This window comes from Clavibacter davisi (assembly GCF_052751415.1).
The window spans coordinates 3,236,331-3,258,018 of record NZ_CP199882.1; the positions used below are offsets into that span (position 1 = coordinate 3,236,331).

The following is a 21,688-nucleotide window of genomic DNA, read 5'->3' on the forward strand; positions in this document are numbered from 1 at the left end:
CTCCACACTCGAAACCGTGTACGCAAGGGCACCTATGCGGGCGAGATATTCGGGTTCTGGGAGGAAAGCTACCGGGTGTTCCATATGACGAGTATGGCCTCGAGGCTTGAAGTAAGGACAAGCAGTTCTCAGCTGTGGCACCCCCAATAAGGGTGGCACCCGGCTTTATTGAACCTAGAGCGGCCGGGTGCACGAGAGTGAGCTGACGACCGACTCCACTCTTCTCTACCGACCAGCAAGGGCACACTATTAGCCCACGGACACAGTAAGGTGAGCAGCGCGTGTGGGAGGGTCTTCGGGGCTCGAGCGGCGGTCTTGATGAGTACGGCGATACTTTTTTTGCGGCCCACCAGTCCCGTCGTACTATCGCGAGGCTGAGATGTTACCGAGGGGTGGTCACTCTTGCGACGGGAGCTTGATTTGGCCCGGGCTTAGGCGTCGTACTACGGCCCTAAGCTCTGGTTCAGGCGGTGTTGGCTCCTCCCCACGATTACTGACGGAGCCCAAACGAGGTCGAGGACCAGATGCCCACAGGGCCTAAGCATAAGAAGTTCACCGAGCGCGATGATGATCCTGGATCGGTGTACGCTGAGGATTGTCGTTGCACTATTGGCGAGGACCATGACTCCGGGTCAGACGGCCCGTCGAGTAACATGCTGAGCGAGTCCGACGCCGAGGATATTTGGTTGTCGAGCGGCATGGACGAGGATTACGATTTTCGGTAGTCGATATACGGCGGGTCACCTCTCCGCCGGGGCGGAAGACGATAGGTCAGAAAGCTAGCGAATCTCACTGTTACCCTCCGGCAGCAACGACTCCGCCGTCGCCGCGTCGCCATCCCGGATCAAGTGCCCCATCTACTCGTCAGTGTGTAGCGCATGCGGCCGCGGCGGCCGCGGCATCAGGCCCTGGTGCGTGCGACCGCTCAGGACCTCCGTGGTCACCTCGCGGAGGGCGCAGAACACGTCGTGACCGCTGGCCTCGGGGATCAGGTGGTGGAACTCGATGTCGGCGGCGAGGAAGTCGACGAGGGCGCCGGCCTCGCAGGGGCGGCGGAGAGCGACCGCGAGATCGGCGATGCGCGTGCGCGTGCGCTGAGCAGTAGTCGCGTTAGGCGCGGCCAGTGACGCCGCGACCGGCTCGTCCGCGCGGCGCAGCTAGGTGAGGGAGCGGAACTGGTCCGAGCGGGCCGGGCCGGTGAGGCGCCAGCGGATGATGCGCGGGTCGGAGACGTTCCAACGGTCCGGGCCCTGCACCACGATGCCCGCGCGGCGCTTCGGCACGAGGAGCGCCATCGCCTCGAGGACGCGGACGCGGCTACGGGTGTTGTGTAGACGGAACGCGAGCGGCCCCGCCGCCGCCCGCCCCACGCAGGCACCGACGCCCACCTCCCCGGCCGGGCGCCGCCTCCCGCGACGCGATCCACGGATCCGCCCAGCCGAACGGAGACCCATGACCATCGAAGACTGGACGCAGACCCTCACCGCGGGGCCGCTCCTCCTGATCGCCGCGGGCGCCATCGCGGTCCTGCTGATCCTGATCATCACGCTGCGCATCCACGCGTTCGTCGCGCTGATCCTCGTGAGCCTCGTCACCGCGTTCGCCACCGGGATCCCGACCTCGCAGATCGTGACCGTGCTCGTCGGCAGCTTCGGATCCACGCTCGGCGCCGTCGCGCTGCTCGTGGGGCTCGGGGCGATGCTCGGGCGCCTGGTCGAGACCAGCGGCGGGGCGAAGGCGCTGGCCGACACCCTGATCCGCGTCTTCGGCGAGAAGCGCGCCCCGTTCGCGCTCGGGGTCGCGTCGCTCCTCTTCGGCTTCCCGATCTTCTTCGACGCCGGGCTCGTCGTGATGCTGCCCATCGTCTTCTCGGTGGCCCGACGCCTCGGCGGCGGCGTCCTCCGCTACGGCCTCCCCGCGGCCGGCGCCTTCTCGGTGATGCACGTCTTCGTGCCGCCGCACCCCGGCCCGGTCGCGGCCAGCGAGTTCTTCGGCGCGAACGTCGGCATCGTGATCCTCGTGGGCCTCGTCGCCGCGATCCCCACCTGGTACGTCACCGCGTACCTCTTCGGCCTGTGGGTGGGGAAGAGGTTCGTGCTGCCGATCCCGACGCTGCTCGGCGAGGCCGACGAGCACGCCGAGTCGAACCCGCCGCGGTTCGGCACCGTGATCGCCGTGCTGCTGCTGCCGCTCCTCCTGATCTTCCTCAACACCGGCCTCAACGCCGCCTCCACCGGCGGGATCCTCTCCGAGGGCACGAGCGACCAGACCTGGTACCAGGTGCTCCGCACGCTCGGCGAGACGCCCGTCGCGCTCCTCATCTCGCTGCTCGTCGCGGCGTTCGTGCTCGGGCGGCGCCGCGGGATCGACAAGAGCGCGCTCGAGAAGACCCTCGAGTCGGCGCTCGGGCCGGTCTGCTCGGTGATCCTCATCACCGGCGCCGGCGGCATGTTCGGCGGCGTGCTCCGCACCAGCGGCATCGGCGACGCCCTCGCCGACGTGCTCGGCGACCTCGGCATCCCGATCATCCTGGCCGGCTTCCTCATCGCGGCGATCCTCCGCATCGCGCAAGGGTCGGCGACGGTCGCGCTCACCACGGCCGCGGGGCTCGTCTCCCCGGCGATCCTCGCGGGCGACTACAACGCGTTCCAGGTCGCGGCGCTCGTCGTGGCGGTGGCCGGTGGATCCGTGGTCGCGAGCCACGTGAACGACTCCGGCTTCTGGCTCGTCGGCCGCTTCTTCGAGATGGACGTGAAGACGACCCTCAAGACGTGGACGGTGATGGAGACGGCCATCGGCGCGATGGGCTTCGCGATCGCCTCGGCGGTGTTCGGGGTGGCGTCGCTCGTGTAGGCGACGACCCCGCCTTCCAGTAGGAGGCCGAGAAGGCTGGTCCCATACCACGGCGCTCCGCCCTTCGCTGGGTATGCCGTCAAAGCCTGTGGAAAAAGAGCCGTCCGGTCGCTACCGTCTCAAGTGCTGATCAGCACGACCGTCCGACTCCGATCCGAGAGGACCCAGGAAGATGAAGCGCAAGAATCAGATATCGGCCCTCCTGCTCAGCGGTGCGGTGGGAGTGGCCGTCGCATTCGGCGGGACGAGTCCCGCCGTGGCAGCCGCATCATCGGCTCCTGCCGCATCGACCGGGCAGAGCGCGCCCTCGGAGGCCCAGCTGCGGGACTTCGAGCAGGGCCTGGCACTCGTGGAGCAGATCCCCGATGACGTCCTCGTCCAGGGCGACGCTGCAACGCAGCAGTGGCTGGCCGCGAACGCGCCCGCGAACACCGCACCGGAGGGCATGGTGAGCACGCAGGCCAGCGTCCTCGGCTGCGGCGCGGCGATCGCGACCGTGATCGCGTCCACGGCCTTCCCCGCCGCCAAGATCCTCAAGGTCAAGGCCCTGATCAAGTCGCTCGGGGGAGTCACAGAGGCCGCGAAGATCATGTGGGGCGCGAGCTTCTCCTACGAGAAGGTGCAGGCCCTCGGGGGTGCTGCGGCCGCCCTCGCCGGTGAGCTCATCGGCGTCACCCAGATCAAGGAGCAGTGCTTCTCATGAACCGCTGGCTCCGGGCCCTTGCGCCGATCCTCCTGACCCTCCTCGCGGTCGTGACCTTCCTCACGATCGATCACGTCCTCGGGATGCTCCTCATCGTGGCCGCCCTGGCCGTCGCGTTCCTCTCCGGCCGGGGCGTGCTCGGGCGGGTGCCGACGCGGCCGGCTGGTGACATCGACGCCCGAGCGGTGCGCGCGTACCGCGAGGACCACCCCGGCACCTCCATCGGGGATGCGGTGACCGCGGTGGGCCGAGACCGCCGCTGACGTCGCGCGGCGCGGGCGGGCGTGGCGCCTCCCGCCCGCGCCGGGTCGCCCCGGGACTGGTCCGGCTAGGTGCGGCCCTCGCCGCCGGCGCCGCTCCGGGTCCATTCGTCGCCGACGCGGTCGAACAGGATCCGCGTGTGCCGCCGGTCGGGCGAGCCCTGCCAGAACTCCACGTGCACGGGGCGGATGCGCCACAGCACCCAGTCGCCCGGATCCACGTCCGCGCGGGCCGCGGCCGAGCGCGCGGCCAGGTCGGCGGCGCTCTCCTCGGCGGTGGCCTCCGCGACGGATCCGCGCACCCGCACCGCCCGCACGATCGGCTGCCACCAGAACGCGAGCGCCGCCACCGGGTTCGCCGCGAGCTGCGCGCCCTTGGCGGAGGAGCGCGTGCCCGCGAACGCCCAGCCGCGCGGGCCGACGTCCTTGAGGATCAGCGTGCGGGCGTCGGGCAGGCCGTCCGCGTCGACCGTCGCGAGCGTCGCCGCGTGCGGCTCGGGGACGCCCGCGTCGACGGCCGCGGTGATCCACGTGCGGAAGAGGTCGTCGGGGTCGTCCGGGAGCGCAGCGAGGTCGAGCGACGGCGCGGATCCGGTGAGCGAGGGCTGCGCGCGCAGCCAGCGGGCGAGGTCGTCGGTGGGCATGGGGCCATCCTCGCGCGGGGGGGGTGCGGAGGGCGGAAGCCGAGCGACCCGCCCGATGTCGCGTGCGTCGCCGCATCACGCCTCCTCGAGTCCCTCCCCGGTGTAGCGAAGCAGCCCGGCTCACATTCCTGCATCGATCGGGACGGGACGCTCCCTTCCGTGCCTACTCTCCGAGCAATCGAGGAGAGGGGCGGCGATGCTGGCCGAACGCATGCGGGTGCTCATCACCGTGAAAGCGGCTCCCGAGCCGTCGAAGAAGTACATCGACACGGTCTGCGTCGCCGGTGTGCGCCTCGACCAGCCGGAGCCCTCCTGGATCCGCCTCTATCCGGTGCCCTTCCGCCATCTGTCCGGCGAGCAGAAGTACGCCAAGTACCAGATCATCGACGTCGATGTGAATCCCGCGAAGAGCGACGATCGTCACGAGAGCAGACGCCCGGTGTGGGATTCCGTGGAGCTGGTGGGCAAGCCCGCCACCAGCCTCGCGCGCGTCCCCGCTCTCCTGCCCCTCACCGGGCCCACCATGTGCGAGCTGCAAGCCGGAGTCGCCGCTGATCTCCGGGCGCAGTCCCTGGGGTTGGTCCGGGTGCGCGCTCTCACGTCGGTGGCGATCGAGCCCCATCCCGGCTGGACTCCCGCGCAGATCCAGGCGATGACGGCGCACCTGGAGCAACCGGAGCTCCTCGGGGATGTCGACGAGGTCCCTCCGCTGGTGGCGCCGCGCCTCGTCGTCCGCTACGCGTACACGTGCATGACGCCCGAGTGCGCCGGCCACCGGCAGCGCATCCTCGATTGGGAGCTCGCGGCGCTGCAGCATCGCTTCCGGCACGTCACGGTGGATGCGCTGGAGGCGGTCATCCGCGAGAAGTTCGAGGCCGGGAAGTTCTCCGAACCTGTCCTGACGTACTTGTTCGTCGGCAACTTCGCCCACCCGGCGAAGCGGAGGAACTTCGCGGTGCTCGGGGTGTGGACGACACCCCGGGCCACCGAGACACGCGTGACGCTCTTTTGATCACCGAGCCCGTGCGCCGGACTCCCGGCATCGGAACCCTCAGGGTGCGACGGGCTCGAGCGCTCGCAGCCGATCGAGGATCTGCTCGCGGTGACAGTGCGCCTCATCCGCCTCGAAGCACAGGAGAGCGACCTGCCGCGCCTCCCCCGCCGCCCGGATGCGGTCCAACGCCGCGCGCGCCTCATCCGTCTCGAGCCGAGCCCGGAAGGCGCTCCGAGCCTGCTCCGCAGGCTCGCCGTGCAGATCCGCATAACCGTCGCGGTTGTCCCGCGGATTGCCGAGGGCCGGCTCGTGCCGGTACTCGATGCCCTCGCGCACCAGGCGCTCCGAGAGCGCCTTCTTGGAGAGGCCGCGCTTGCGGGAGAGCGGGTTGAGCCGCACGTCCACCAGGACCTCGACGCCGCGCGATCCGAGGACAGCCAGCAGCCCGTCCACATCGCGCCCTTCGTACCCGACACCGATGGGCTCGAAGCCGCGCGCAACCATTCGGCAAGTCAAGCAGGTCTCCGCCTCGGTTCGAGGACGCCGCACGGGACCGGGAACGGGGCTGGACCGATCGTCAGCGTGGAGGAGCCGGCTGACACCTGGGGCACCACCACGCCCGCCGCCCGCGCTCGCTCGTGCCGCCCGGATCGTCGACGCCGACCACCGTCGTGCCGCAGCGCAGGCACGGCCGGCCCGCGCGGCCGGCCACCCAGTGCGTGCGGCCGCGGCGGGGATCACCCGTCGTGATCTGGTACGCCGCCGGCACCGTCGCCGAGTGACGCAGCGAGCGAGCGGCGAGGTCGACGAGTGGCGGCAGGTCGACGTCGCGGACGCGCGTCGCGGGGTGCACGCCGCGCAGGAAGCCGACCTCGTTGACCCAGAGGTTGCCGAGGCCGGCCATCGGGCGCTGGTCGAGGAGGGCCGCGCGGATCGCGTCGTCCGGCCGGGCGGCGAGGCGGGCGACGGCGAGCGCCGGATCCCAGTCGTCACGCAGCGGGTCCGGCCCGAGATGGCCGATGGCCGCGCGCTCGTCGCGGGTGGGGATCAGCTCGACCACGGGCAGGTCGATGCCCCAGAGGGTGCGGCCGTCGTCGAGGCGGAGGCGCACGCGCACCTGGTGCTGGATCCGCTCGGGGACGCCCTTGCCCGGCCCGGTGACCGTCCACGAGCCCTGCATGCGCAGGTGCGTGTGCAGGGTGGACGCGTCGTCCAGCCGCATGAGCAGGTGCTTGCCGTGCGTGTCGAACCCGGTGATGCGCCGCCCGCCGAGCCGCGCTCCCGCCCGTGCGCCGGACCGCAGCTCCCCGTCCGCGACGAGCGCGCCCGCGACCTGCGCGCGGAGGCGCGCGGCGAGGACGAAGACGGAGTCACCCTCGGGCATGGGTCGACGGTAGCGGGGGCCGCCGACACGGGATCAGGCGGGCTGGGCAGGCGGGTCGGACGAGACGGGCGCGTCCGCACGCGGGAGGTCGCCGACGGTCGCGGCGTACCGCGACATGCGGCGGTGCTGCACGATCGCGAACGGCAGCGTGCCGGCGAACACGACGAGGCTGATGAGGAAGAGGACGAACAGCCAGCCGTCGATGTCGCCGCGGATGAGGGTGGGGACGAAGATCCCGACTAGCAGCATGAGCGACTGCGCCAGCTGGAACGGCTGCAGCGTGCGGCTGAAGACGGCGAGCCGCGCGGCGCGCCACTCGAGCTCGGGCTCGAGCTCCTCGCCCTTGCCCAGGGCACGCTGCGCCACCGCCTTCCGGTCCTCCTTCGCCAGGCCCCCGGTGATGGCGGATCCCGAGAGCTGCGCGCCGACGGACACGAACAGGCACGTGAGCGCCGGCGCGAGCAGCGAGAACTGGAGCACGAGCGCGATGACCGTGGCGGCATCCTGCCGCTCGAACCGGCCGAGCAGCAGCGTGCCGCCGACGGTCACGACGAGCGCGACCACGAACACCAGGCCGATGAGGCGCCACTTGCGTCGCGCCGTGTCGGCGGTCCAGTCGAGGTCGATCGAGAGGGTCGGGCTGTCGTCGGCGAGGCGCTCGCCCAGCCGGCGGACCGCGGCGGCCTGGGCACGCAGCACGAGGATCCAGCTGGCGGCGGCCGTCGCGACGGCGGCCACGACGAACCCGAGCACCACGAGCGGGGAGACGCCGCCGACCAGCGACGCGACCGCGTGCACGACCACGGCGAGCGCGGTGATGCCGACCCACACGATCACCCGCACCGGGCGCCGGCGCGTCCCGGCGGTGCGCTCGGGGTCCCGCCACGACTGCAGCTCCAGCAGGCCGAGGGCCGGGGCGAACGCGAGCGCGAGCAGGCCCGCGGTGACCTGCGGGAGGATCGCGGCCGCATCCGCGTCGGCGACGACGGCCACCTGGTACAGCCCGAAGCCGTAGAGCGTGCCGAGGCCGAGGATCAGCGCGACCAGGACGATCAGGAGGGCGATGCGGGAGCCGAGGCCGCCGGCGTGCGCCGTGTCGGTCGGGGTGGATCCGGGGGCCGTGCCGCGTGCGCTCCCCGGTCGACGCCATGGACCCACGGGCGCTCCGACGGCTCCCCGGCACGGGGCAGACCGACCGCGGACGCCGCCTGCCGGATCAGCCGAGCGGCACGCCCGTCGGCGCCGACCAGCGGTCGGCCTCCACCGCTCCCGGCCGCGGGGATGCGGCCAGCGCGATCACGGCATCGCCGGCCGAGTGCACCAGCACGCTGCCGTAGGCGACCCCGAGGACGGCCGCGAGGAGCGCGCCGACGAACGCGAGGGCGATGGCGACGGACGTCAGCACGGAGGTGGCACCGGGCGGCGTCATGGACGCCGCGCCGAGCACGCAAGCGGACGCGCCCATCACGATGAGCACGAGGCCCGCGGCGCTGAACGCCTCGCCGATGCGGCAGGCCCGGGCGATCCGCGCGGCCCGCCACTCGTGGTCCGGCGCGAGCGCCGCGCCCGCGCCGCGGATACGTCGGAGGACGGCCGTCCGCGTCGGCCTGTCGAGGTCGAGGAGGAGGGGACGCAGGGCCCGTCCGGCCGGACGCACCACGAGCATGCTCGCGATGCCGGCGACGATGCCCGCCGCGCCGATGCTCAGCGCCATGACGCCGTCGGCCAGCGGCGACGACGGGTCGACGGGCGGCGCCTGCACGGCGGCCCCGACCACCATCGTGAGGAACGCCAGCCCGCCGATCCCGGCGACGCGCAGGAGCACGGCGCGGCGGTCCCACGGCACGTCGGCCGGGAACGGGACACCGTCGAGGAGGCCGTCGCGGAGCTCGACCGCGTCGGCCCCCGCCCGTCCGCCGAGGATCCGGCTGGCGGCACCGACCCCGACCGCACCCGCCAGCGCGCCCGCGACGTGCACGAGGGGCAGGCCGATCTCGAGCGACTCGACCACCGCCGGGATCGCCGCGAGACCCGCGAGGCCCGCGACCAGCGCCGGGGCGCGGAGGCCGAGGACGGTGGTCGCGGGAGGGGCGCCGAGGGCGCGCCGGATGGCGTCCCCGCGCGCCGCGCGGCCGACCAGGGCCGGGAGCAGCACGAGCGCCGCCGACGCCGCGATCCAGGCCGGGGCGTCGTGCGCGGCGGACGGGTCCGCGAGGACGACCACGAGTCCGCGCACGAAGAGCACGACGGTGCCGAGGAGCAGGGTCCAGAAGGCGGTCGCCGCCACGGCGGTCCCGGACCTCCCGGTCGACGCGGGCGGGGCGGGGAGGGGCGAGGGCACCCGCTGAAGGTAGCGGTCGCGCGCGTCGCCGCGCGCGGAGCCTCCCGGGCCCGCCCCTCCCCACGTGAACGCCCGCTGGATCCTCCCCCGCTCCCCCGCGCGCCCACCCCCGCGGCGCCCGCGACGGGCCACACTCGATCCACGCAGCCGCGCCCCACGCGCGGCGCACGCACCGATCCCGACCCCGCCAGCCGCGCATCCGCCGCGAAGGAGCACCATGAAGATCACCGGCCGCACCGTCCTCATCACCGGAAGCACCTCGGGCATCGGCCTCGGGCTCGCCGAGCGCCTCCACGCCGCGGGCAACCGCGTGGTCGTCGCGGGGCGGCGCGCGGAGCTGCTCGACGAGATCACCGCCCGGCACGAGGGCATGGCGTCGGTCGTGCTCGACGTGGCCGACCCCGCGTCCATCACCGCCGCCCGCGACGAGCTCGCGCGCAGCCACCCCGACCTCGACGTGGTGATCACCATGGCCGGCATCATGCAGCCGGAGGACCTCCGCGACCCCGCGCACCAGGCCACCGCCGAGGCCATCGTCACCACGAACCTCCTCGGCACCATCCGCACGGTCGACGCGTTCCTGCCGGGCCTCCTCGTCAGCGACGAGGCCACGCTCATGACCGTCTCCTCCGGCCTCGCGTTCGTGCCCCTGGCCGTCACACCCACCTACAGCGCCACGAAGGCGGCGGTGCACTCGTACACGCAGAGCCTGCGCGCGCAGCTGGCCGGATCATCGGTCGAGGTCGTCGAGCTCGTGCCGCCCAAGGTGCAGACCGCGCTCATGCCCGGGCAGGCGGAGGCGGCCGACGCGATGCCGCTCGAGGACTTCCTCGACGAGGTCATGGGCATCCTGCAGGCCCGCCCGGAGGACGAGGAGATCCTCGTGCAGGACGTGCACGGCCTCCGCTTCGCCGAGCGCGACGGCCGTCACGACGAGATGCTCGCGCTGCTCAGCGGACGGTAGGCGCCTCAGCTGCTCTGCCGCACCACCAGGGTCGTCGGCACGAGGGTCAGCGGATCCACGTCCTCGCCCGCCACCAGCCGCACCAGCACCTCGGCCATGGTCCGCCCGAACTCCTGGCTGGGCTGGCGCACGGTGGTGAGCGGCGGCACGGCCGACTCCGCGAGGTAGTCGTCGTCGAAGCCCACGACGCCCACGTCCTCCGGCACCCGCAGGCCGTGCTCCCGCAGGGCCGTGTAGACGCCTGCGGCCATGCGGTCGCTCGCGGCGAACACCCCGTCGATCGGCTCGCCGCGCGCGAGCAGCGCGCGCATCGCGTCGGCACCGGACGCGGGCGAGAAGTCGCCGACCTCGACGAGCGTCGGATCCAGGCCCGCCGCCGCCATCGCCTGCCGGAAGCCGCGCAGCCGGTCGATGCCCGCGGGCATGTCCTGCCGGCCGGCCACCGTGGCGATCCGCGTGCGGCCGCGCGCGATCAGGTGCTCGGTCGCGACGCGCGCCGCCCCCACGTTGTCGACGTCGACGGTGGGCGCGTCGCGGTCGTCCTCGCGCAGCGGGCGGCCGGCGAACACCACGGGCAGCCGGTCGCGCAGGCCGCTGAAGGTCGCGTCCCCGGAGTGGTGCGAGACGACGAGCACCCCGTCGACGTTGCCGCCGAGCAGGAAGCGCCGCGTCTTCTCCGCCTGCGCGGGCGAGGAGATGAGGAGCGTGAGGGTGTGCTCGGTGGCGGCGAGGTGGGTCATGGCGCCCTGGATCAGGGATGCGAAGAACGGATCCGCGAACACGCGCGCGGTCTGCTCCGGCATCACGAGCGCGAGGGCGTTCGTGCGGCGTCCCGCGAGCGAGCGCGCCGCCCGGTTGGGCACGTAGTCGAGCTGCGCGATGGCGGCCTGGACGGCGGCGACGGCACCGGGCGCGACCTTGCCCGATCCGTTCACCACCCGCGAGACCGTGGCCCGGCTGACCCCGGCGAGCGCGCCGACCATCTCGAGCGTGGGCTGCTGCTGCTCGTCGTCGGCGGCCACGGTCCCCCTCAGGTGCTGCTCGGATCAGGCGCGGCGTGGATCAGGTCGAGTGTACGGCCGCGGTCCCCGGCCTAGGCTCGTCGCATGTCGACGTCGATGCCGCCCTCGCCCGCGCCCTCCCCCGACGGCGACGGCACCGGCACCGGCACCCGCACCGGCACCGGCACCGGCACCGGCCACGACGCCGCCCGCCCCACCCGCTGGGCCGTCGTCGGTGCCGCCGGCATCGCCCGCTCGGTCGTGCCCGACATGCTGCTCGTGCCCGGGATCGAGGTCGTCGCCGTGCACTCGCGCACCCGCGCGAGCGCCGAGGAGCTGGCGGCGGCGTGCGGCATCGCGCGGATCCACGACACCCTCGAGGCGCTCCTCGCCGACCCCGAGGTGGACGCCGTCTACGTCGCCACCCCGCACACCCTCCACCGGTCGCAGGCCGAGGCTGCGCTCCGCGCCGGCAAGCACGTCGTCTGCGAGAAGCCCCTCACCACGACGGCCGCCGACACCCGCGCGCTCGTCGACCTCGCGCGCGCCGAGGGCCGGCTCCTCCTCGAGGCGCTGTGGATGGCGTTCTCCCCCGGCTACCTCGCCGTGCGCGCGGCGCTGGACGCGGGCCGCATCGGCGATCCCCGCGCCATCGCCGTGTCCTTCGGCTTCGTCACCGAGGAGGGCGCGGGCCGCCTCTGGGATCCCGGGGTCGGCGGCGGCACGCTGCTCGACATGGGCGTGTACCCGCTCGCCTTCGCGCACGGCCTGTTCGGCGCGCCCTCCTCGGTGTCCGCGATCGGCACCGTGCTCCCGCGCGGCGTCGACACCGAGGTCGCGATCCTGCTCGGCTGGCCCGACGGCCGCCAGGCCACGCTCGCCTGCTCGCTCGTCGCGGCACTGCCCCTGGGCGCGACCGTCAGCGGCACGGCCGGCCGCATCGAGGTGGATCCGCTCTTCCTCGCCTCCTCGGGCCTCGTGATCGTGCCCGCCGACGGCGACGCCGAGCGGCAGGAGCACGACATCGAGGGCCGCGGCTACGTGCCCATGTTCCGCGCCGCGCAGGAGGCGATCCGCGCGGGCAGCGTCGAGTGCGCCGAGATGCCGCACGCCGAGTCGGTGGCCCTCGCCGAGCTGACGGACCGGATCCTCGCGGACATCGGCGCGCGCTGACGGCACCGGGTCCACCGGCGGCGACCATCCGCGCAGGCACCCGTCCGAGGAGACGCCCGAGGAGGCCGGTTAGGGTCCCGGGAGAGGCACGCGCCTCTCACCCCGCGGCACGTCGACGGAGACGACCCGACCCGAACGACCCCGAAGGAGAACACCATGACGCACGTCCTCGTGCTCGTCGGGAGCCTGCGCACCGGCTCCACCAACCAGCAGATCGCCGAGGCGGCCCAGCGTCACGCCCCCGACGATGTCACGCTCGACATCCACACCGGCCTCGACCGGCTCCCCTTCTACAACGAGGACGTCGACGTCGAGGGATCCGTCCCCGACGGGGCCGTCCGCTTCCGCGACGCGATCGCCGCCGCGGACGCGCTCCTCGTGGTCACGCCCGAGTACAACGGCACGATGCCCGCGGTGCTCAAGAACGCGATCGACTGGGCCTCGCGCCCGTTCGGCGCCTCCGCCCTCGCGGGGAAGCCGACCGCGGTCATCGGCAGCGCGTTCGGCCAGTTCGGCGGCGTCTGGGCGCAGGACGAGGCCCGCAAGGCGCTCGGCATCGCCGGCGCGCGCGTGCTCGAGGACGTCCGGATGGCCGTCCCCGAGTCGGTGATCCGGTTCGCCGAGCGCCACCCGGCGGACGACGCCGAGGTCGTGGAGCAGCTCCGCGAGGTGCTCGACGCCGTGCGCTCCTCGGCGACCGCCGCCTGACACCACCGCGACGGGGCCGAACGCCCCGCGCACGACGACGGCCGCGCCCCTCGGGGACGCGGCCGTCGTCGTCGAAGCGCCGGAGGCTACGGCTTGAGCACCACCTTGATGCAGCCGTCCTCCTTCTTCTGGAAGATCTCGTACATGTGCGCGGCCTCGCTGAGCGGCACGGAGTGCGTGACGAGGTCCATGACGCCGAGCGGGTCGGACGGGTCCTCGACGAGGGGCAGCAGGTCCTGGATCCAGTACTGGACGTTGCACTGGCCCATGCGGATCGCGATCTGCTTGTCGAAGAGCGACTTCATGGGCAGCGGGTCGGCCTCGCCGCCGTAGACGCCGGAGATCGAGACGGTGCCGCCGCGGCGCACCGCGTCGAACGCCGTGTGCAGGGCCGCGAGGCGGTCGACGCTCGCGACGTCCATGACCTTCTTCGCGATGCCGTCGGGCAGGAGGCCGGCGGCCTTCTGGGCGAAGGACGCGGCGGGGCTGCCGTGCGCCTCCATGCCGACGGCCTCGACCATCGCGTCGGGCCCGCGGCCGTCCACCATCTCGCGCAGCTTGTCGGCCACGTCGTCGGTGAGGTCGAGGGTCTCGACGCCGTGGCGCTCGGCCATGGCGCGGCGCTCGGGGACGGGATCCACCGCGATCACTCGGTAGCCGAGGTGCTTGCCGATGCGCGCCGCGAACTGGCCGACCGGGCCGAGGCCCATGATGCCGAGCGTGCCGCCCTCGGGCACGTTCGCGTACTGCACGCCCTGCCAGGCGGTGGGGAGGATGTCGCTGAGGAAGAGGTAGCGCTCGTCCGGGAGCTCGCTGTTCACGACGATGGCGTTGGCGTCGGCGAGCGGCATGCGGAGACGCTCGGCCTGGCCGCCGGGGATGGATCCGTACATCTCGCTGAAGCCGTACAGCGCGGCGCCGCTGCCCTGGGCCTTCACCTGCGTGGTCTCGCACTGCGTGAAGAGGCCGCGGTCGCACATGAAGCAGTCGTGGCACGCGATGACGAACGGGACGACGACGCGGTCGCCGACCTTGAGCTTCGTGACGGCGCTGCCGACCTGCTCGACGACGCCCATGTTCTCGTGCCCGAGCACGTCGTCCTTGTCGAGGAACGGGCCGAAGACCTCGTAGAGGTGGAGGTCGGATCCGCAGATCGCGGTCGACGTGATGCGGATCACCGCGTCGGTGTCCTGCTCGATCACGGGGTCGGCGACGTCCTTGACCTCGACGTCGTGGATGCCCTGCCAGGTGAGTGCCTTCATCGTGCTCCTTCGTGCTCGGGCGCCGGACCCTCGTGGGGCGGCGCTCATCCACACAACGCCCTCCGGCGCCGAGCGCCAAGGGACAGCCAGGCCGCGTCCAGGCAACCGCGACGTCCGGGCGCGGCGCGAAGGCGACGGCGGGCGGCAGCGCGCGGCGGGCGGCGGGCGGCGCACGGCGCGCAGCGATCCGCCCCGGCCGTCGGTCGTCCACGACACGACCGCTCCGGGGCGGACCCGGAGACCATCGATCGACGGTCCGGACTGCATAGGAGGACTCTCGACAACCCTCAAGCGCCCGAGCCCGTCAGGCCTCGTGCTGAGAGTGTGCTCCGCAGGTGGGGAAATGCCCAGGGGGTTGACGTGGCTCCCGGCGGATGCACGGGAGAGCGGTCGGGTCAGACGTCCCAGCCGTGCGCGCGCTGCACCGCGCGGAGGGCGTCGGCGGCGTCGTCCTCGCCGAAGGGCAGGCGATCCCAGCGGATGCCGTCCGGCGCGATCCAGCCGAGCTCGCCGAGGGCGGCGGCGAGGTCCTCGATGTAGAGCGCGACCGCGTCGTCGGCGCCGCGGATCGTGTCGCCCGTGATGGACCAGCCGAAGTACCCGGCGACGAAGCGCGCCTGCTCGGTGGAGCTGCGGATCGGCCCGCGGGGGCGGGAGGGGAGGGCCTCGCTCGCGGAGGACTGGACCAGATCGCCCATGTCGTCGGCGCTCGTGTCCTGCATGCGTCCCTCTCCCGGGCGACGCGCCCGCGTGACCCGACACCACGATGCCAGGCGGCACGCGCGGACCCCAATGCCCCGCCGGGGGGTTGACACGGGACGGGTGCGCGGACTACCTCCCGATGGGGAGGGTCTTCGCGGGGACCCGGGCGGGCGCGGAGGGGGTCAGCGCGTCTCGTCCCGGGGCTCGTCCTCCGGGGGCTCGCGCATGATGAGGAGGCCGCCCGGGCTGTTGGCCGTGGTCATGAGCGCGTCCACCCACTTGCGGTTGATGGGCGGCACCCGGCTGCCGTGGTACTTGAAGACCAGGGGCAGCGAGTTGTGCATCCAGATGGTGGTGCGCCCGTCCCCGACCTCCACGTCGTCGCGCCAGGAGAAGTAGAAGTTCTCCCCGCGGCGCAGCTTCGCGCCGATGACGAGCTGGAGGTGAGCGAGCAGGCGGTCGTCGAACTCCGCCGTGAGCGTCGAGTCGTACTTGAAGGTGCCCATGATCGATCCCGTTGTCCCCCTCGTGAGCTCTCGTGCCCCGCGCCGACGATAGAGGGGGCCAGAGTGCGGCGCTGAGCTTCGGCCGTGCCCACCCACTATGCCAGCCCTGCCGTCGCGTGAGGCATCGTCCAGGAGGACGATCCGCGTGTGGTAATGAGCCGATCCTGGGGAGGGGACGCGGAGCGCGGATCCGGCGCGCCCGGACCGACCGGCCGACGACCTGTCAAGGGGGTAGGCGGTCCCTGCCGCGGCGGCGAACGCTCGTGGGGAGAAGAGCCGCGGCCGGAACCGGCGCGGTGCCGTCCACCAGGAGAGGTCCTCCATGTTCTTCCACAAGCAGGAGCTGCAGCACAGCGCCACCCCCGACAAGCCCGACCCCATCTACGCGCGCCACCTCCAGGAGGTGCTGGGCGGCCAGTACGGCGAGATCTCCGTCGCCATGCAGTACGGCTTCCAGTCCTGGAACTCGAAGCTCCCCGGCAAGTACCGCGACATGCTCTACGGCATCGGCGCGGAGGAGTTCGGCCACGTCGAGATGCTCGCCATCATGATCGCGAAGCTGCTCGAGACCGCACCGGTCGAGGCGACCGAGGACGCGATGAAGGACCCGACGCTCGCCGCGGTCATCGGCGGCGGCGACATCCAGCACGCCATCGTCGCGGGCGCCGGCGCGCGCCCCGTCGACAGCAACGGCAACCCGTGGCAGGGGTCGTTCATCACCGCGAGCGGCAACCTGCTCGCCGACTTCCACGCCAACGCGAACGCCGAGATGCAGGGCCGCCTCCAGGTGGCGCGGCTCTTCCACATGACCGACGACCACGGTGTGAAGGACCTCCTGTCCTTCCTGCTGGCCCGGGACACCATGCACCAGAACCAGTGGGTCGCGGCGATCGCCGAGCTCCAGGCCGAGGGCACCGAGAACCTGCCCGTGCCGAGCGACTTCCCCATCGAGCTCGAGGACCGGGACGTCTCGTACCAGTACCTCAACTTCTCGGACGGTCCCGCGGCCTCCGAGGGCTCGTGGGCGTCCGGCCCCGCGCCCGACGGCAAGGGCACCTTCACGTACCACGACGGCCCCACGTCGTCGGTGCCGATGCCCCCGCCGCCCGTCGGCAACCCGCTCCTCCACGGCACCATCCCGCCGAAGGACCCGGGTCTGCTGAAGAAGGCGGCGAGCGCCGTGAAGGACGCCGTCACCCCCGAGTGATCCGCGACGCGCGGCCGTGCGGCCGATCCCGCGAGGGGTCGGCCGCACGGTCGCGTGCCTGGGCCCGCGTCCACCCGGACGCGGGCCGACCCCGCGAGAGGACCGCATGATCCGCACCGGCACGCCGCCGCACCCCGCCTCCCCCGTGCTCGCGCGCGACGTGGCGCCGGGCGTCCACCTGCTCTCCCACGCGCACGTGAACCTGTGCCTGATCGAGGACGACGACGGCGTCACCCTCGTCGACACGGCGTTCCCGGACACCTGGCCGCACCTGCTCCGCGCCCTCCGCGCGATCGGCCGGACGCCCGACGACGTGCGGGCCGTGGTGCTCACGCACGGGCACTTCGACCACGTCGGATCCGCCGCGCGGGCCGCCCGCGAGCTCGGCGTGCCGGTGCACGTGCACCCGGGCGACGCGCGCATCGCCCGGCACCCGTACTCCTACCGACGTGAGCGCACGCCGTTCGCCTACCCGCTCCGGTACGGCCGGGCGATCCCCGTGGTCGCCGCCATGGCCGCCGCGGGCGCGCTGCGCGTCGAGGGCGTGGACGCCGTGGCCGACCTCGCGGCCGGCCCGCTCGACGTGCCCGGCCGTCCCGTCGTGATCCCGACCCCCGGCCACACCGACGGCCACGTCGCGCTGCACCTGCCCGACCGGGACGCGCTGATCACGGGCGACGCGCTCGTGACGCTCGACCCGTACACGGGACGCACCGGCTGCCGCATCGTCGCGGGCGCCGCCACGGCGGACAGCGGGCGGGCGCTCCGGTCGCTCGCGGCGCTCGAGGAGACGGGCGCGCGCATCGTGCTGCCGGGGCACGGCGCGCCCTGGCGGAACGGGATCCGCGCCGCCGTCTCGGCCGCGCGCTCGGCGGGGCCGGCGTGACGGGCCTCACCGAGCTGTGGCTCGTGCGCCACGGCGAGAGCACGGCCAACGTCGCCGCGAGCCGGGCCGACCGCGACGGCGCCGAGGTCATCCACGTCGACCACCGGGATCCGGACGTCCCCCTCTCGGACACCGGGAAGGCGCAGGCGCGCGCGCTCGGCCGCTGGTTCGCGAGCCGCTCGGACGTGCCGACGGCCGTCTGGTCGTCGCACTACCTGCGGGCCCGGACGACCGCGGCGGTCGCGCTGGCCGAGGCGGGGATCGCCGCGGAGGTGCGCGCGGACGAGCGTCTGCGCGACCGGGAGCTCGGGATCCTCGACCTCCTCACCTCCCGCGGCGTCGCCGCCCGCCATCCCGGCGAGGACGCCCGACGGCGCTGGCTGGGCAAGCTCTCCTACCGGCCGCCGGGCGGCGAGTCGTGGGCGGACGTCGCGCTCCGCGTGCGCTCGTTCCTGCAGGATCCCGAGGTCGAGGCCGCCGACGGCCGCGCCCTGATCACCACGCACGACGCCGTGGTGATGCTCTTCCTCTACGTCGGCCTCGGCCTCTCCGAGGCCGAGCTGCTCGCCTTCCAGGCGCAGCACGCCGTGGCGAACGCGTCCGTCACGATCCTCGAGCGGTCCGCCCCGCGCGGCCCGTGGACCCTCCGGACCTTCTCGGCCACGGAGCACCTCGACGGGCACGGCGCCCCCGTCACCCAGCACGGAGGGGAACCCGATGTCCGAGGACGATGACGCCGACGCCCGCGACGACGCGCCCGCGGAGGTGGTGACGCCGGCGGCGCTCCGCGACTGGGCGCTGCCCGCGGCGACCGGATCCAAGTACGGGCGCGGCCAGGTCGTGGTCGTCGGCGGGGCCCTCCGCTCCCCCGGCGCGGCCATGATCGCCGGGCTCGCGGCCCTGCGCGTCGGCGCCGGGCGGCTCACGCTCGCGGTGGGCGCGTCCGTGGCGACCGAGGTCGCCGTCGCGGTGCCGGAGAGCGGCGTCGTGCCGCTCGAGGAGACGGACGCCGGGCACGTGCGGGGCGCGGGGATCCGCGCGGTCGAGGACGACGTCGCGTCCGCCGACGCCGTGCTGCTCGGCCCCGGGCTCGACGACGCGGACGAGGCCGAGCGGATGGTGCGCCTCCTCGCGACGCTCGTGCCCGACGACGCCGTCGTGGTGCTCGACGCCTACGCGCTCGGCGTGCTGCCCGCGTGCCGCGAGTCGGCCGCCCGCCTCGCCGGGCGTCTCGTACTCACGCCCAACTCCTCCGAGGCCGAGCGGCTGCTCGGGCGCGACGCGGGCGACGACGCCGTGGCGGACGCGCGGGAGATCGCCCGGTCGTACGGCGCGGTCGTGTCGATGGGCGGGGTGGTCGCGGCGTCGGACGGACGCGCGTGGACGGTCGGCGCGGGCGGCAGCGGCCTCGGCACGTCCGGATCCGGCGACGTGCTCGGCGGCGCGGTCGCGGGCCTCTGCGCCCGGGGCGCGGACCCCGCCCAGGCCGCGGTCTGGGCGACCCACGCGCACGCCGCGGCCGGGGACCGCCTGGCCGTGCAGGTCGGCCCCCTCGGCTACCTCGCGAGCGAGCTGCTCCTCGAGCTGCCGCGCGTCCTGGTCGAGCTGGAGGCCTGAGCCGGCCCCTCCCCAGGCGGACGCGGGCGGGCGTCTCCTGGGGATCCCCGCCGGGCCCGGTCGCCGCGCGCGGACGGTCGTAGGGTCGGAGCATGACTGATTCCACGTACACCGCACAGCTGGTCGGCCCCGAGGGCACCGAGGAGACCGAGGTCGAGTTCCTCAACGGCGAGCCCGTCAAGAGCTTCACGCGCGCCACCTCGCTCAGCGAGGAGGAGGTCGTCTGGGAGCTCGACAGCGATGAGGACGGCTACGTCTACCGGCCCGCGGGCATCCCGGGCGCCGACTACTCCTGAGCCGCCGCGCGGGCCGTCACGCGCGACCCCGGCCGTAGGATCGAGGTCCCGCACGACGTGAGGAAACCCGCATGAGCACCAGCCCGTCCACGCCCCCGGCCGACACCGCCGCGATCGCCCGCATCATCGACCACACGCTCCTGAAGCCCGAGGCCACGCGCGACGAGGTCGCCGCCCTCGTCGCCGAGGCCGTGGAGCTCGGCACCTACTCGGTGTGCGTCTCCCCGTCGATGCTGCCGCTCGCGCTGCCCGCGGGATCCGACCTGAAGGTCGCCGTGGTCTGCGGCTTCCCGAGCGGCACGCACCACAGCGAGGTCAAGGCCGCCGAGGCCGCGCTCTCCGTCCGCCAGGGGGCCGACGAGGTCGACATGGTCATCGACGTGGGCGCCGCCCGCGAGGGCCGCTTCGCCGACGTCGAGGCCGACATCCGCGCCGTCCGCGAGGCCGTGCCCGCGCCGGCCGTGCTCAAGGTCATCATCGAGTCCGCCGCCCTCGACGACGACCAGATCGTCGCCGTCTGCCGGGCAGCCGTGGCCGCCGGAGCCGACTTCGTCAAGACCTCCACGGGCTTCCACCCCACCGGCGGCGCCACCGTGCACGCGGTCGAGCTCATGAGCCGCACCGTCGACGGCGAGGCCGGCGTGAAGGCGTCCGGCGGCATCCGCACGTACGAGACCGCCGTGCAGATGATCGAGGCCGGCGCGACCCGCCTGGGCGTCTCCGGCAGCGCCGTCGTGCTGGCGGGCCCGGTGCAGACGCCCGAGAACGGCGCGCTCGGATCGAGCGGCTACTGATGCCCGCGGACCGCCGCGCGCACCTGGCCGACCTCGGCCGCTACATCCAGGCCTCCCCCTCCTCCTTCCACGCGGTCGCGGAGGCCGCCCGCCGCCTCGACGCCGCGGGCTTCACAGCACTCGACGAGCGCGACGCGTGGCCCACCGGCCCCGGTCGCCGCTACATCGTCCGCGACGGCGCGCTCCTCGCCTGGATCCAGCCCGCGGGCGCGCACGCCACCACGCCCTTCCGCGTGCTCGGCGCGCACACCGACTCCCCCGGCTTCGCGCTCAAGCCGAAGCCCACCGTCGGATCGGACGGCTGGGTGCAGGCGGGCGTCGAGGTCTACGGCGGCCCGCTCCTCAACTCCTGGCTCGACCGCGACCTCGAGCTGGCCGGTCGTCTCGTCGCACGCGACGGCCGCCAGCACCTCGTCCGCACCGGCCCGCTGCTGCGCTTCCCGCAGCTCGCCGTGCACCTCGACCGCGGCGTGAACACCGAGGGGCTCCGACTGGATCCGCAGCGCCACATGACGCCGATCCTCGGCACGGGCTCCTCCGCCGACGCCGACGTGCTCGGCCACCTCGCGCGGCTCGCGGGGGTCGCCGCCGACGACGTGCTCGGCTACGACGTGCGCGTCGCCGACACGCAGGCGCCCGGATCCCTCGGCCTCGACGGCGAGCTGTTCGCCGCGGGCCGCATGGACAACCTCAGCTCGGTGCACGCCGGCCTCGCCGCCCTGCTCGAGCTCGCGGCCACGGTCGACGACGACGCGGAGGCGCCCATCGCGGTGCTCGCCGCCTTCGACCACGAGGAGGTCGGATCCGCGACCCCGTCGGGCGCCGCCGGCCCGATCCTCGAGGACGTGCTCGGTCGCATCTCGGCCGGCCTCGGCGCCGCATCGGAGGAGCGCCGCCGCGCGTTCGCCGCGTCCTGGTGCCTCTCGGCCGACGCCGGCCACGCCGTGCACCCCAACTACCCCGACCGCCACGACCCGGCCAACCGGCCGGTGCCGAACGGCGGCCCGCTGCTGAAGATCAACGCGAACCAGCGCTACGCGACCGACGGCGTCGGGGCCCGCGAGTGGGCGCTGGCCTGCGAGCGCGCGGGCGTGCCCACCCAGGAGTTCGTCTCCAGCAACGCGGTGCCGTGCGGCTCCACCATCGGGCCCATCACGGCGACGCGCCTCGGCATCCGCACGGTCGACGTCGGCATCCCCCTGCTCTCGATGCACTCGGCCCGCGAGCTGTGCGGCGCCGACGACCCGGGGCACCTCGCCGCCGCGGCCGCCGCGTTCCTCCGCCCGGCTGGCTGACCGGCAGGACCGGCAGGCGCCCGGCAGCCGACCGGCAGCCGACGCCGCCCGCACGTGGAGAGGGCCCGACGCGATGCGCGTCGGGCCCTCTCCACGTT

General features: G+C 73.7%; 25 protein-coding genes. 14 read left to right on the forward strand and 11 right to left on the reverse strand.

What is annotated here, in order from left to right; genetic code table 11:
• Positions 1-857: 857 nt before the first annotated feature.
• On the reverse strand, positions 858-1,157 hold the full coding sequence (locus tag ACU4ZT_RS15435; RefSeq protein ID WP_445338673.1) for an FCD domain-containing protein: 300 nt from the start codon (positions 1,155-1,157) through the stop codon (positions 858-860).
• A complete protein-coding gene (locus tag ACU4ZT_RS15440) occupies positions 1,158-1,295 on the reverse strand; it encodes a hypothetical protein (protein ID WP_445337515.1) in 138 nt (45 codons plus the stop codon).
• Between the two features lie 157 nt (positions 1,296-1,452).
• Here ACU4ZT_RS15440 and ACU4ZT_RS15445 point away from each other — a divergent pair, with 157 nt between their 5' ends.
• The 3 genes from ACU4ZT_RS15445 (at position 1,453) to ACU4ZT_RS15455 (ending at position 3,819) form a co-directional block, all read left to right on the forward strand.
• Positions 1,453-2,853 carry a GntP family permease gene (locus ACU4ZT_RS15445; RefSeq protein WP_445337516.1) on the forward strand — a complete coding sequence of 467 codons (1,401 nt, stop codon included), beginning with the start codon at positions 1,453-1,455 and terminating at the stop codon, positions 2,851-2,853.
• Positions 2,854-3,025: 172 nt separating this feature from the next.
• Positions 3,026-3,556 (forward strand): hypothetical protein, encoded by a 531-nt coding sequence (locus ACU4ZT_RS15450; RefSeq protein WP_445337517.1) that lies wholly within the window; start codon positions 3,026-3,028, stop codon positions 3,554-3,556.
• Positions 3,553-3,819, forward strand: a complete 267-nt coding sequence (locus tag ACU4ZT_RS15455; RefSeq protein WP_445337518.1) for a hypothetical protein — start codon at positions 3,553-3,555, stop codon at positions 3,817-3,819. The genes ACU4ZT_RS15450 and ACU4ZT_RS15455 overlap by 4 nt, the downstream gene beginning before the upstream one ends.
• Positions 3,820-3,884: 65 nt before the next feature.
• Here the strand turns inward: ACU4ZT_RS15455 and ACU4ZT_RS15460 are convergent, their stop codons facing one another.
• The gene (locus ACU4ZT_RS15460) at positions 3,885-4,460 is read right to left on the reverse strand and encodes a pyridoxine/pyridoxamine 5'-phosphate oxidase (RefSeq protein WP_445337519.1); all 576 of its coding nucleotides are present in this window, start codon (positions 4,458-4,460) and stop codon (positions 3,885-3,887) included.
• A 196-nt stretch (positions 4,461-4,656) separates the two neighbouring features.
• On the opposite strand from ACU4ZT_RS15460, the gene ACU4ZT_RS15465 reads away from it, so the two are divergent.
• The gene (locus ACU4ZT_RS15465; protein ID WP_414763865.1) at positions 4,657-5,472 is read left to right on the forward strand and encodes a hypothetical protein; all 816 of its coding nucleotides are present in this window, start codon (positions 4,657-4,659) and stop codon (positions 5,470-5,472) included.
• Between the two features lie 39 nt (positions 5,473-5,511).
• On the opposite strand, the gene ACU4ZT_RS15470 is transcribed toward ACU4ZT_RS15465, so the two are convergent.
• From ACU4ZT_RS15470 to ACU4ZT_RS15485, 4 genes are all read right to left on the reverse strand, one after another.
• Positions 5,512-5,958 (reverse strand): DUF488 domain-containing protein, encoded by a 447-nt coding sequence (locus ACU4ZT_RS15470; RefSeq protein WP_270981814.1) that lies wholly within the window; start codon positions 5,956-5,958, stop codon positions 5,512-5,514.
• 73 nt (positions 5,959-6,031) lie between these two features.
• On the reverse strand, positions 6,032-6,838 hold the full coding sequence (locus ACU4ZT_RS15475; RefSeq protein ID WP_445337520.1) for a DNA-formamidopyrimidine glycosylase family protein: 807 nt from the start codon (positions 6,836-6,838) through the stop codon (positions 6,032-6,034).
• 33 nt (positions 6,839-6,871) lie between these two features.
• Entirely contained in the window at positions 6,872-7,996 is a 1,125-nt protein-coding gene (locus tag ACU4ZT_RS15480) for a hypothetical protein (RefSeq protein WP_445337521.1), read from the reverse strand.
• Positions 7,997-8,054: 58 nt separating this feature from the next.
• On the reverse strand, positions 8,055-9,179 hold the full coding sequence (locus tag ACU4ZT_RS15485; RefSeq protein ID WP_445337522.1) for a hypothetical protein: 1,125 nt from the start codon (positions 9,177-9,179) through the stop codon (positions 8,055-8,057).
• 217 nt (positions 9,180-9,396) lie between these two features.
• Between ACU4ZT_RS15485 and ACU4ZT_RS15490 the strand changes: the two genes are divergently transcribed.
• Entirely contained in the window at positions 9,397-10,143 is a 747-nt protein-coding gene (locus ACU4ZT_RS15490) for an SDR family oxidoreductase (RefSeq protein ID WP_445337523.1), read from the forward strand.
• A gap of 5 nt (positions 10,144-10,148) precedes the next feature.
• Here ACU4ZT_RS15490 and ACU4ZT_RS15495 read toward each other — a convergent pair whose 3' ends face one another.
• Complete coding sequence (locus tag ACU4ZT_RS15495) at positions 10,149-11,126, reverse strand: LacI family DNA-binding transcriptional regulator (RefSeq protein WP_270981862.1); 978 nt, start codon at positions 11,124-11,126, stop codon at positions 10,149-10,151.
• A 123-nt stretch (positions 11,127-11,249) separates the two neighbouring features.
• Here ACU4ZT_RS15495 and ACU4ZT_RS15500 point away from each other — a divergent pair, with 123 nt between their 5' ends.
• Together ACU4ZT_RS15500 and ACU4ZT_RS15505 are read left to right on the forward strand one after the other, a co-directional pair.
• On the forward strand, positions 11,250-12,317 hold the full coding sequence (locus tag ACU4ZT_RS15500; protein ID WP_445337524.1) for a Gfo/Idh/MocA family protein: 1,068 nt from the start codon (positions 11,250-11,252) through the stop codon (positions 12,315-12,317).
• Between the two features lie 156 nt (positions 12,318-12,473).
• Positions 12,474-13,025 (forward strand): NAD(P)H-dependent oxidoreductase, encoded by a 552-nt coding sequence (locus ACU4ZT_RS15505; protein ID WP_445337525.1) that lies wholly within the window; start codon positions 12,474-12,476, stop codon positions 13,023-13,025.
• A gap of 86 nt (positions 13,026-13,111) precedes the next feature.
• Here ACU4ZT_RS15505 and ACU4ZT_RS15510 read toward each other — a convergent pair whose 3' ends face one another.
• The 3 genes from ACU4ZT_RS15510 to ACU4ZT_RS15520 form a co-directional block, all read right to left on the reverse strand.
• Entirely contained in the window at positions 13,112-14,287 is a 1,176-nt protein-coding gene (locus ACU4ZT_RS15510) for a zinc-dependent alcohol dehydrogenase (protein ID WP_445337526.1), read from the reverse strand.
• Positions 14,288-14,682: 395 nt separating this feature from the next.
• On the reverse strand, positions 14,683-15,009 hold the full coding sequence (locus tag ACU4ZT_RS15515; RefSeq protein ID WP_063070974.1) for a hypothetical protein: 327 nt from the start codon (positions 15,007-15,009) through the stop codon (positions 14,683-14,685).
• Positions 15,010-15,171: 162 nt separating this feature from the next.
• Entirely contained in the window at positions 15,172-15,495 is a 324-nt protein-coding gene (locus ACU4ZT_RS15520; protein ID WP_063070973.1) for a DUF7882 family protein, read from the reverse strand.
• A gap of 322 nt (positions 15,496-15,817) precedes the next feature.
• Here ACU4ZT_RS15520 and ACU4ZT_RS15525 point away from each other — a divergent pair, with 322 nt between their 5' ends.
• The 7 genes from ACU4ZT_RS15525 to ACU4ZT_RS15555 all read left to right on the forward strand — a co-directional run bounded on the left by ACU4ZT_RS15525 (position 15,818) and on the right by ACU4ZT_RS15555 (position 21,590).
• Positions 15,818-16,702, forward strand: coding sequence for a manganese catalase (locus tag ACU4ZT_RS15525; RefSeq protein WP_270981807.1), 885 nt, complete (start codon positions 15,818-15,820; stop codon positions 16,700-16,702).
• A 106-nt stretch (positions 16,703-16,808) separates the two neighbouring features.
• Positions 16,809-17,588, forward strand: coding sequence for an MBL fold metallo-hydrolase (locus ACU4ZT_RS15530; RefSeq protein WP_063070971.1), 780 nt, complete (start codon positions 16,809-16,811; stop codon positions 17,586-17,588).
• A complete protein-coding gene (locus tag ACU4ZT_RS15535; protein ID WP_445337527.1) occupies positions 17,585-18,322 on the forward strand; it encodes a histidine phosphatase family protein in 738 nt (245 codons plus the stop codon). The genes ACU4ZT_RS15530 and ACU4ZT_RS15535 overlap by 4 nt, the downstream gene beginning before the upstream one ends.
• Positions 18,306-19,205, forward strand: a complete 900-nt coding sequence (locus ACU4ZT_RS15540) for an NAD(P)H-hydrate dehydratase (protein ID WP_445337528.1) — start codon at positions 18,306-18,308, stop codon at positions 19,203-19,205. Before ACU4ZT_RS15535 ends, ACU4ZT_RS15540 begins: the two co-directional genes overlap by 17 nt.
• A 92-nt stretch (positions 19,206-19,297) precedes the next feature.
• The gene (locus ACU4ZT_RS15545) at positions 19,298-19,501 is read left to right on the forward strand and encodes a hypothetical protein (protein WP_063070968.1); all 204 of its coding nucleotides are present in this window, start codon (positions 19,298-19,300) and stop codon (positions 19,499-19,501) included.
• 71 nt (positions 19,502-19,572) lie between these two features.
• On the forward strand, positions 19,573-20,295 hold the full coding sequence (gene deoC, locus ACU4ZT_RS15550) for a deoxyribose-phosphate aldolase (RefSeq protein WP_445337529.1): 723 nt from the start codon (positions 19,573-19,575) through the stop codon (positions 20,293-20,295).
• Positions 20,295-21,590 (forward strand): M18 family aminopeptidase, encoded by a 1,296-nt coding sequence (locus ACU4ZT_RS15555; RefSeq protein WP_445337530.1) that lies wholly within the window; start codon positions 20,295-20,297, stop codon positions 21,588-21,590. Before deoC ends, ACU4ZT_RS15555 begins: the two co-directional genes overlap by 1 nt.
• Positions 21,591-21,688 lie beyond the last annotated feature (98 nt).

Excerpts from the sequence above, each read along its gene's own strand:
- ACU4ZT_RS15440 (WP_445337515.1), bottom strand. The coding sequence starts at position 1,295 with ATGGCGCTCCTCGTGCCGAAGCGCCGCGCGGGCATCGTGGTGCAGGGC.
- ACU4ZT_RS15445 (WP_445337516.1), top strand. The coding sequence starts at position 1,453 with ATGACCATCGAAGACTGGACGCAGACCCTCACCGCGGGGCCGCTCCTC.
- ACU4ZT_RS15450 (WP_445337517.1), top strand. The coding sequence starts at position 3,026 with ATGAAGCGCAAGAATCAGATATCGGCCCTCCTGCTCAGCGGTGCGGTG.
- ACU4ZT_RS15455 (WP_445337518.1), top strand. The coding sequence starts at position 3,553 with ATGAACCGCTGGCTCCGGGCCCTTGCGCCGATCCTCCTGACCCTCCTC.
- ACU4ZT_RS15460 (WP_445337519.1), bottom strand. The coding sequence starts at position 4,460 with ATGCCCACCGACGACCTCGCCCGCTGGCTGCGCGCGCAGCCCTCGCTC.
- ACU4ZT_RS15465 (WP_414763865.1), top strand. The coding sequence starts at position 4,657 with ATGCTGGCCGAACGCATGCGGGTGCTCATCACCGTGAAAGCGGCTCCC.
- ACU4ZT_RS15470 (WP_270981814.1), bottom strand. The coding sequence starts at position 5,958 with ATGGTTGCGCGCGGCTTCGAGCCCATCGGTGTCGGGTACGAAGGGCGC.
- ACU4ZT_RS15475 (WP_445337520.1), bottom strand. The coding sequence starts at position 6,838 with ATGCCCGAGGGTGACTCCGTCTTCGTCCTCGCCGCGCGCCTCCGCGCG.
- ACU4ZT_RS15490 (WP_445337523.1), top strand. The coding sequence starts at position 9,397 with ATGAAGATCACCGGCCGCACCGTCCTCATCACCGGAAGCACCTCGGGC.
- ACU4ZT_RS15495 (WP_270981862.1), bottom strand. The coding sequence starts at position 11,126 with ATGGTCGGCGCGCTCGCCGGGGTCAGCCGGGCCACGGTCTCGCGGGTG.
- ACU4ZT_RS15500 (WP_445337524.1), top strand. The coding sequence starts at position 11,250 with ATGTCGACGTCGATGCCGCCCTCGCCCGCGCCCTCCCCCGACGGCGAC.
- ACU4ZT_RS15505 (WP_445337525.1), top strand. The coding sequence starts at position 12,474 with ATGACGCACGTCCTCGTGCTCGTCGGGAGCCTGCGCACCGGCTCCACC.
- ACU4ZT_RS15510 (WP_445337526.1), bottom strand. The coding sequence starts at position 14,287 with ATGAAGGCACTCACCTGGCAGGGCATCCACGACGTCGAGGTCAAGGAC.
- ACU4ZT_RS15515 (WP_063070974.1), bottom strand. The coding sequence starts at position 15,009 with ATGCAGGACACGAGCGCCGACGACATGGGCGATCTGGTCCAGTCCTCC.
- ACU4ZT_RS15520 (WP_063070973.1), bottom strand. The coding sequence starts at position 15,495 with ATGGGCACCTTCAAGTACGACTCGACGCTCACGGCGGAGTTCGACGAC.
- ACU4ZT_RS15525 (WP_270981807.1), top strand. The coding sequence starts at position 15,818 with ATGTTCTTCCACAAGCAGGAGCTGCAGCACAGCGCCACCCCCGACAAG.
- ACU4ZT_RS15530 (WP_063070971.1), top strand. The coding sequence starts at position 16,809 with ATGATCCGCACCGGCACGCCGCCGCACCCCGCCTCCCCCGTGCTCGCG.
- ACU4ZT_RS15540 (WP_445337528.1), top strand. The coding sequence starts at position 18,306 with ATGTCCGAGGACGATGACGCCGACGCCCGCGACGACGCGCCCGCGGAG.
- ACU4ZT_RS15545 (WP_063070968.1), top strand. The coding sequence starts at position 19,298 with ATGACTGATTCCACGTACACCGCACAGCTGGTCGGCCCCGAGGGCACC.
- deoC (WP_445337529.1), top strand. The coding sequence starts at position 19,573 with ATGAGCACCAGCCCGTCCACGCCCCCGGCCGACACCGCCGCGATCGCC.
- ACU4ZT_RS15555 (WP_445337530.1), top strand. The coding sequence starts at position 20,295 with ATGCCCGCGGACCGCCGCGCGCACCTGGCCGACCTCGGCCGCTACATC.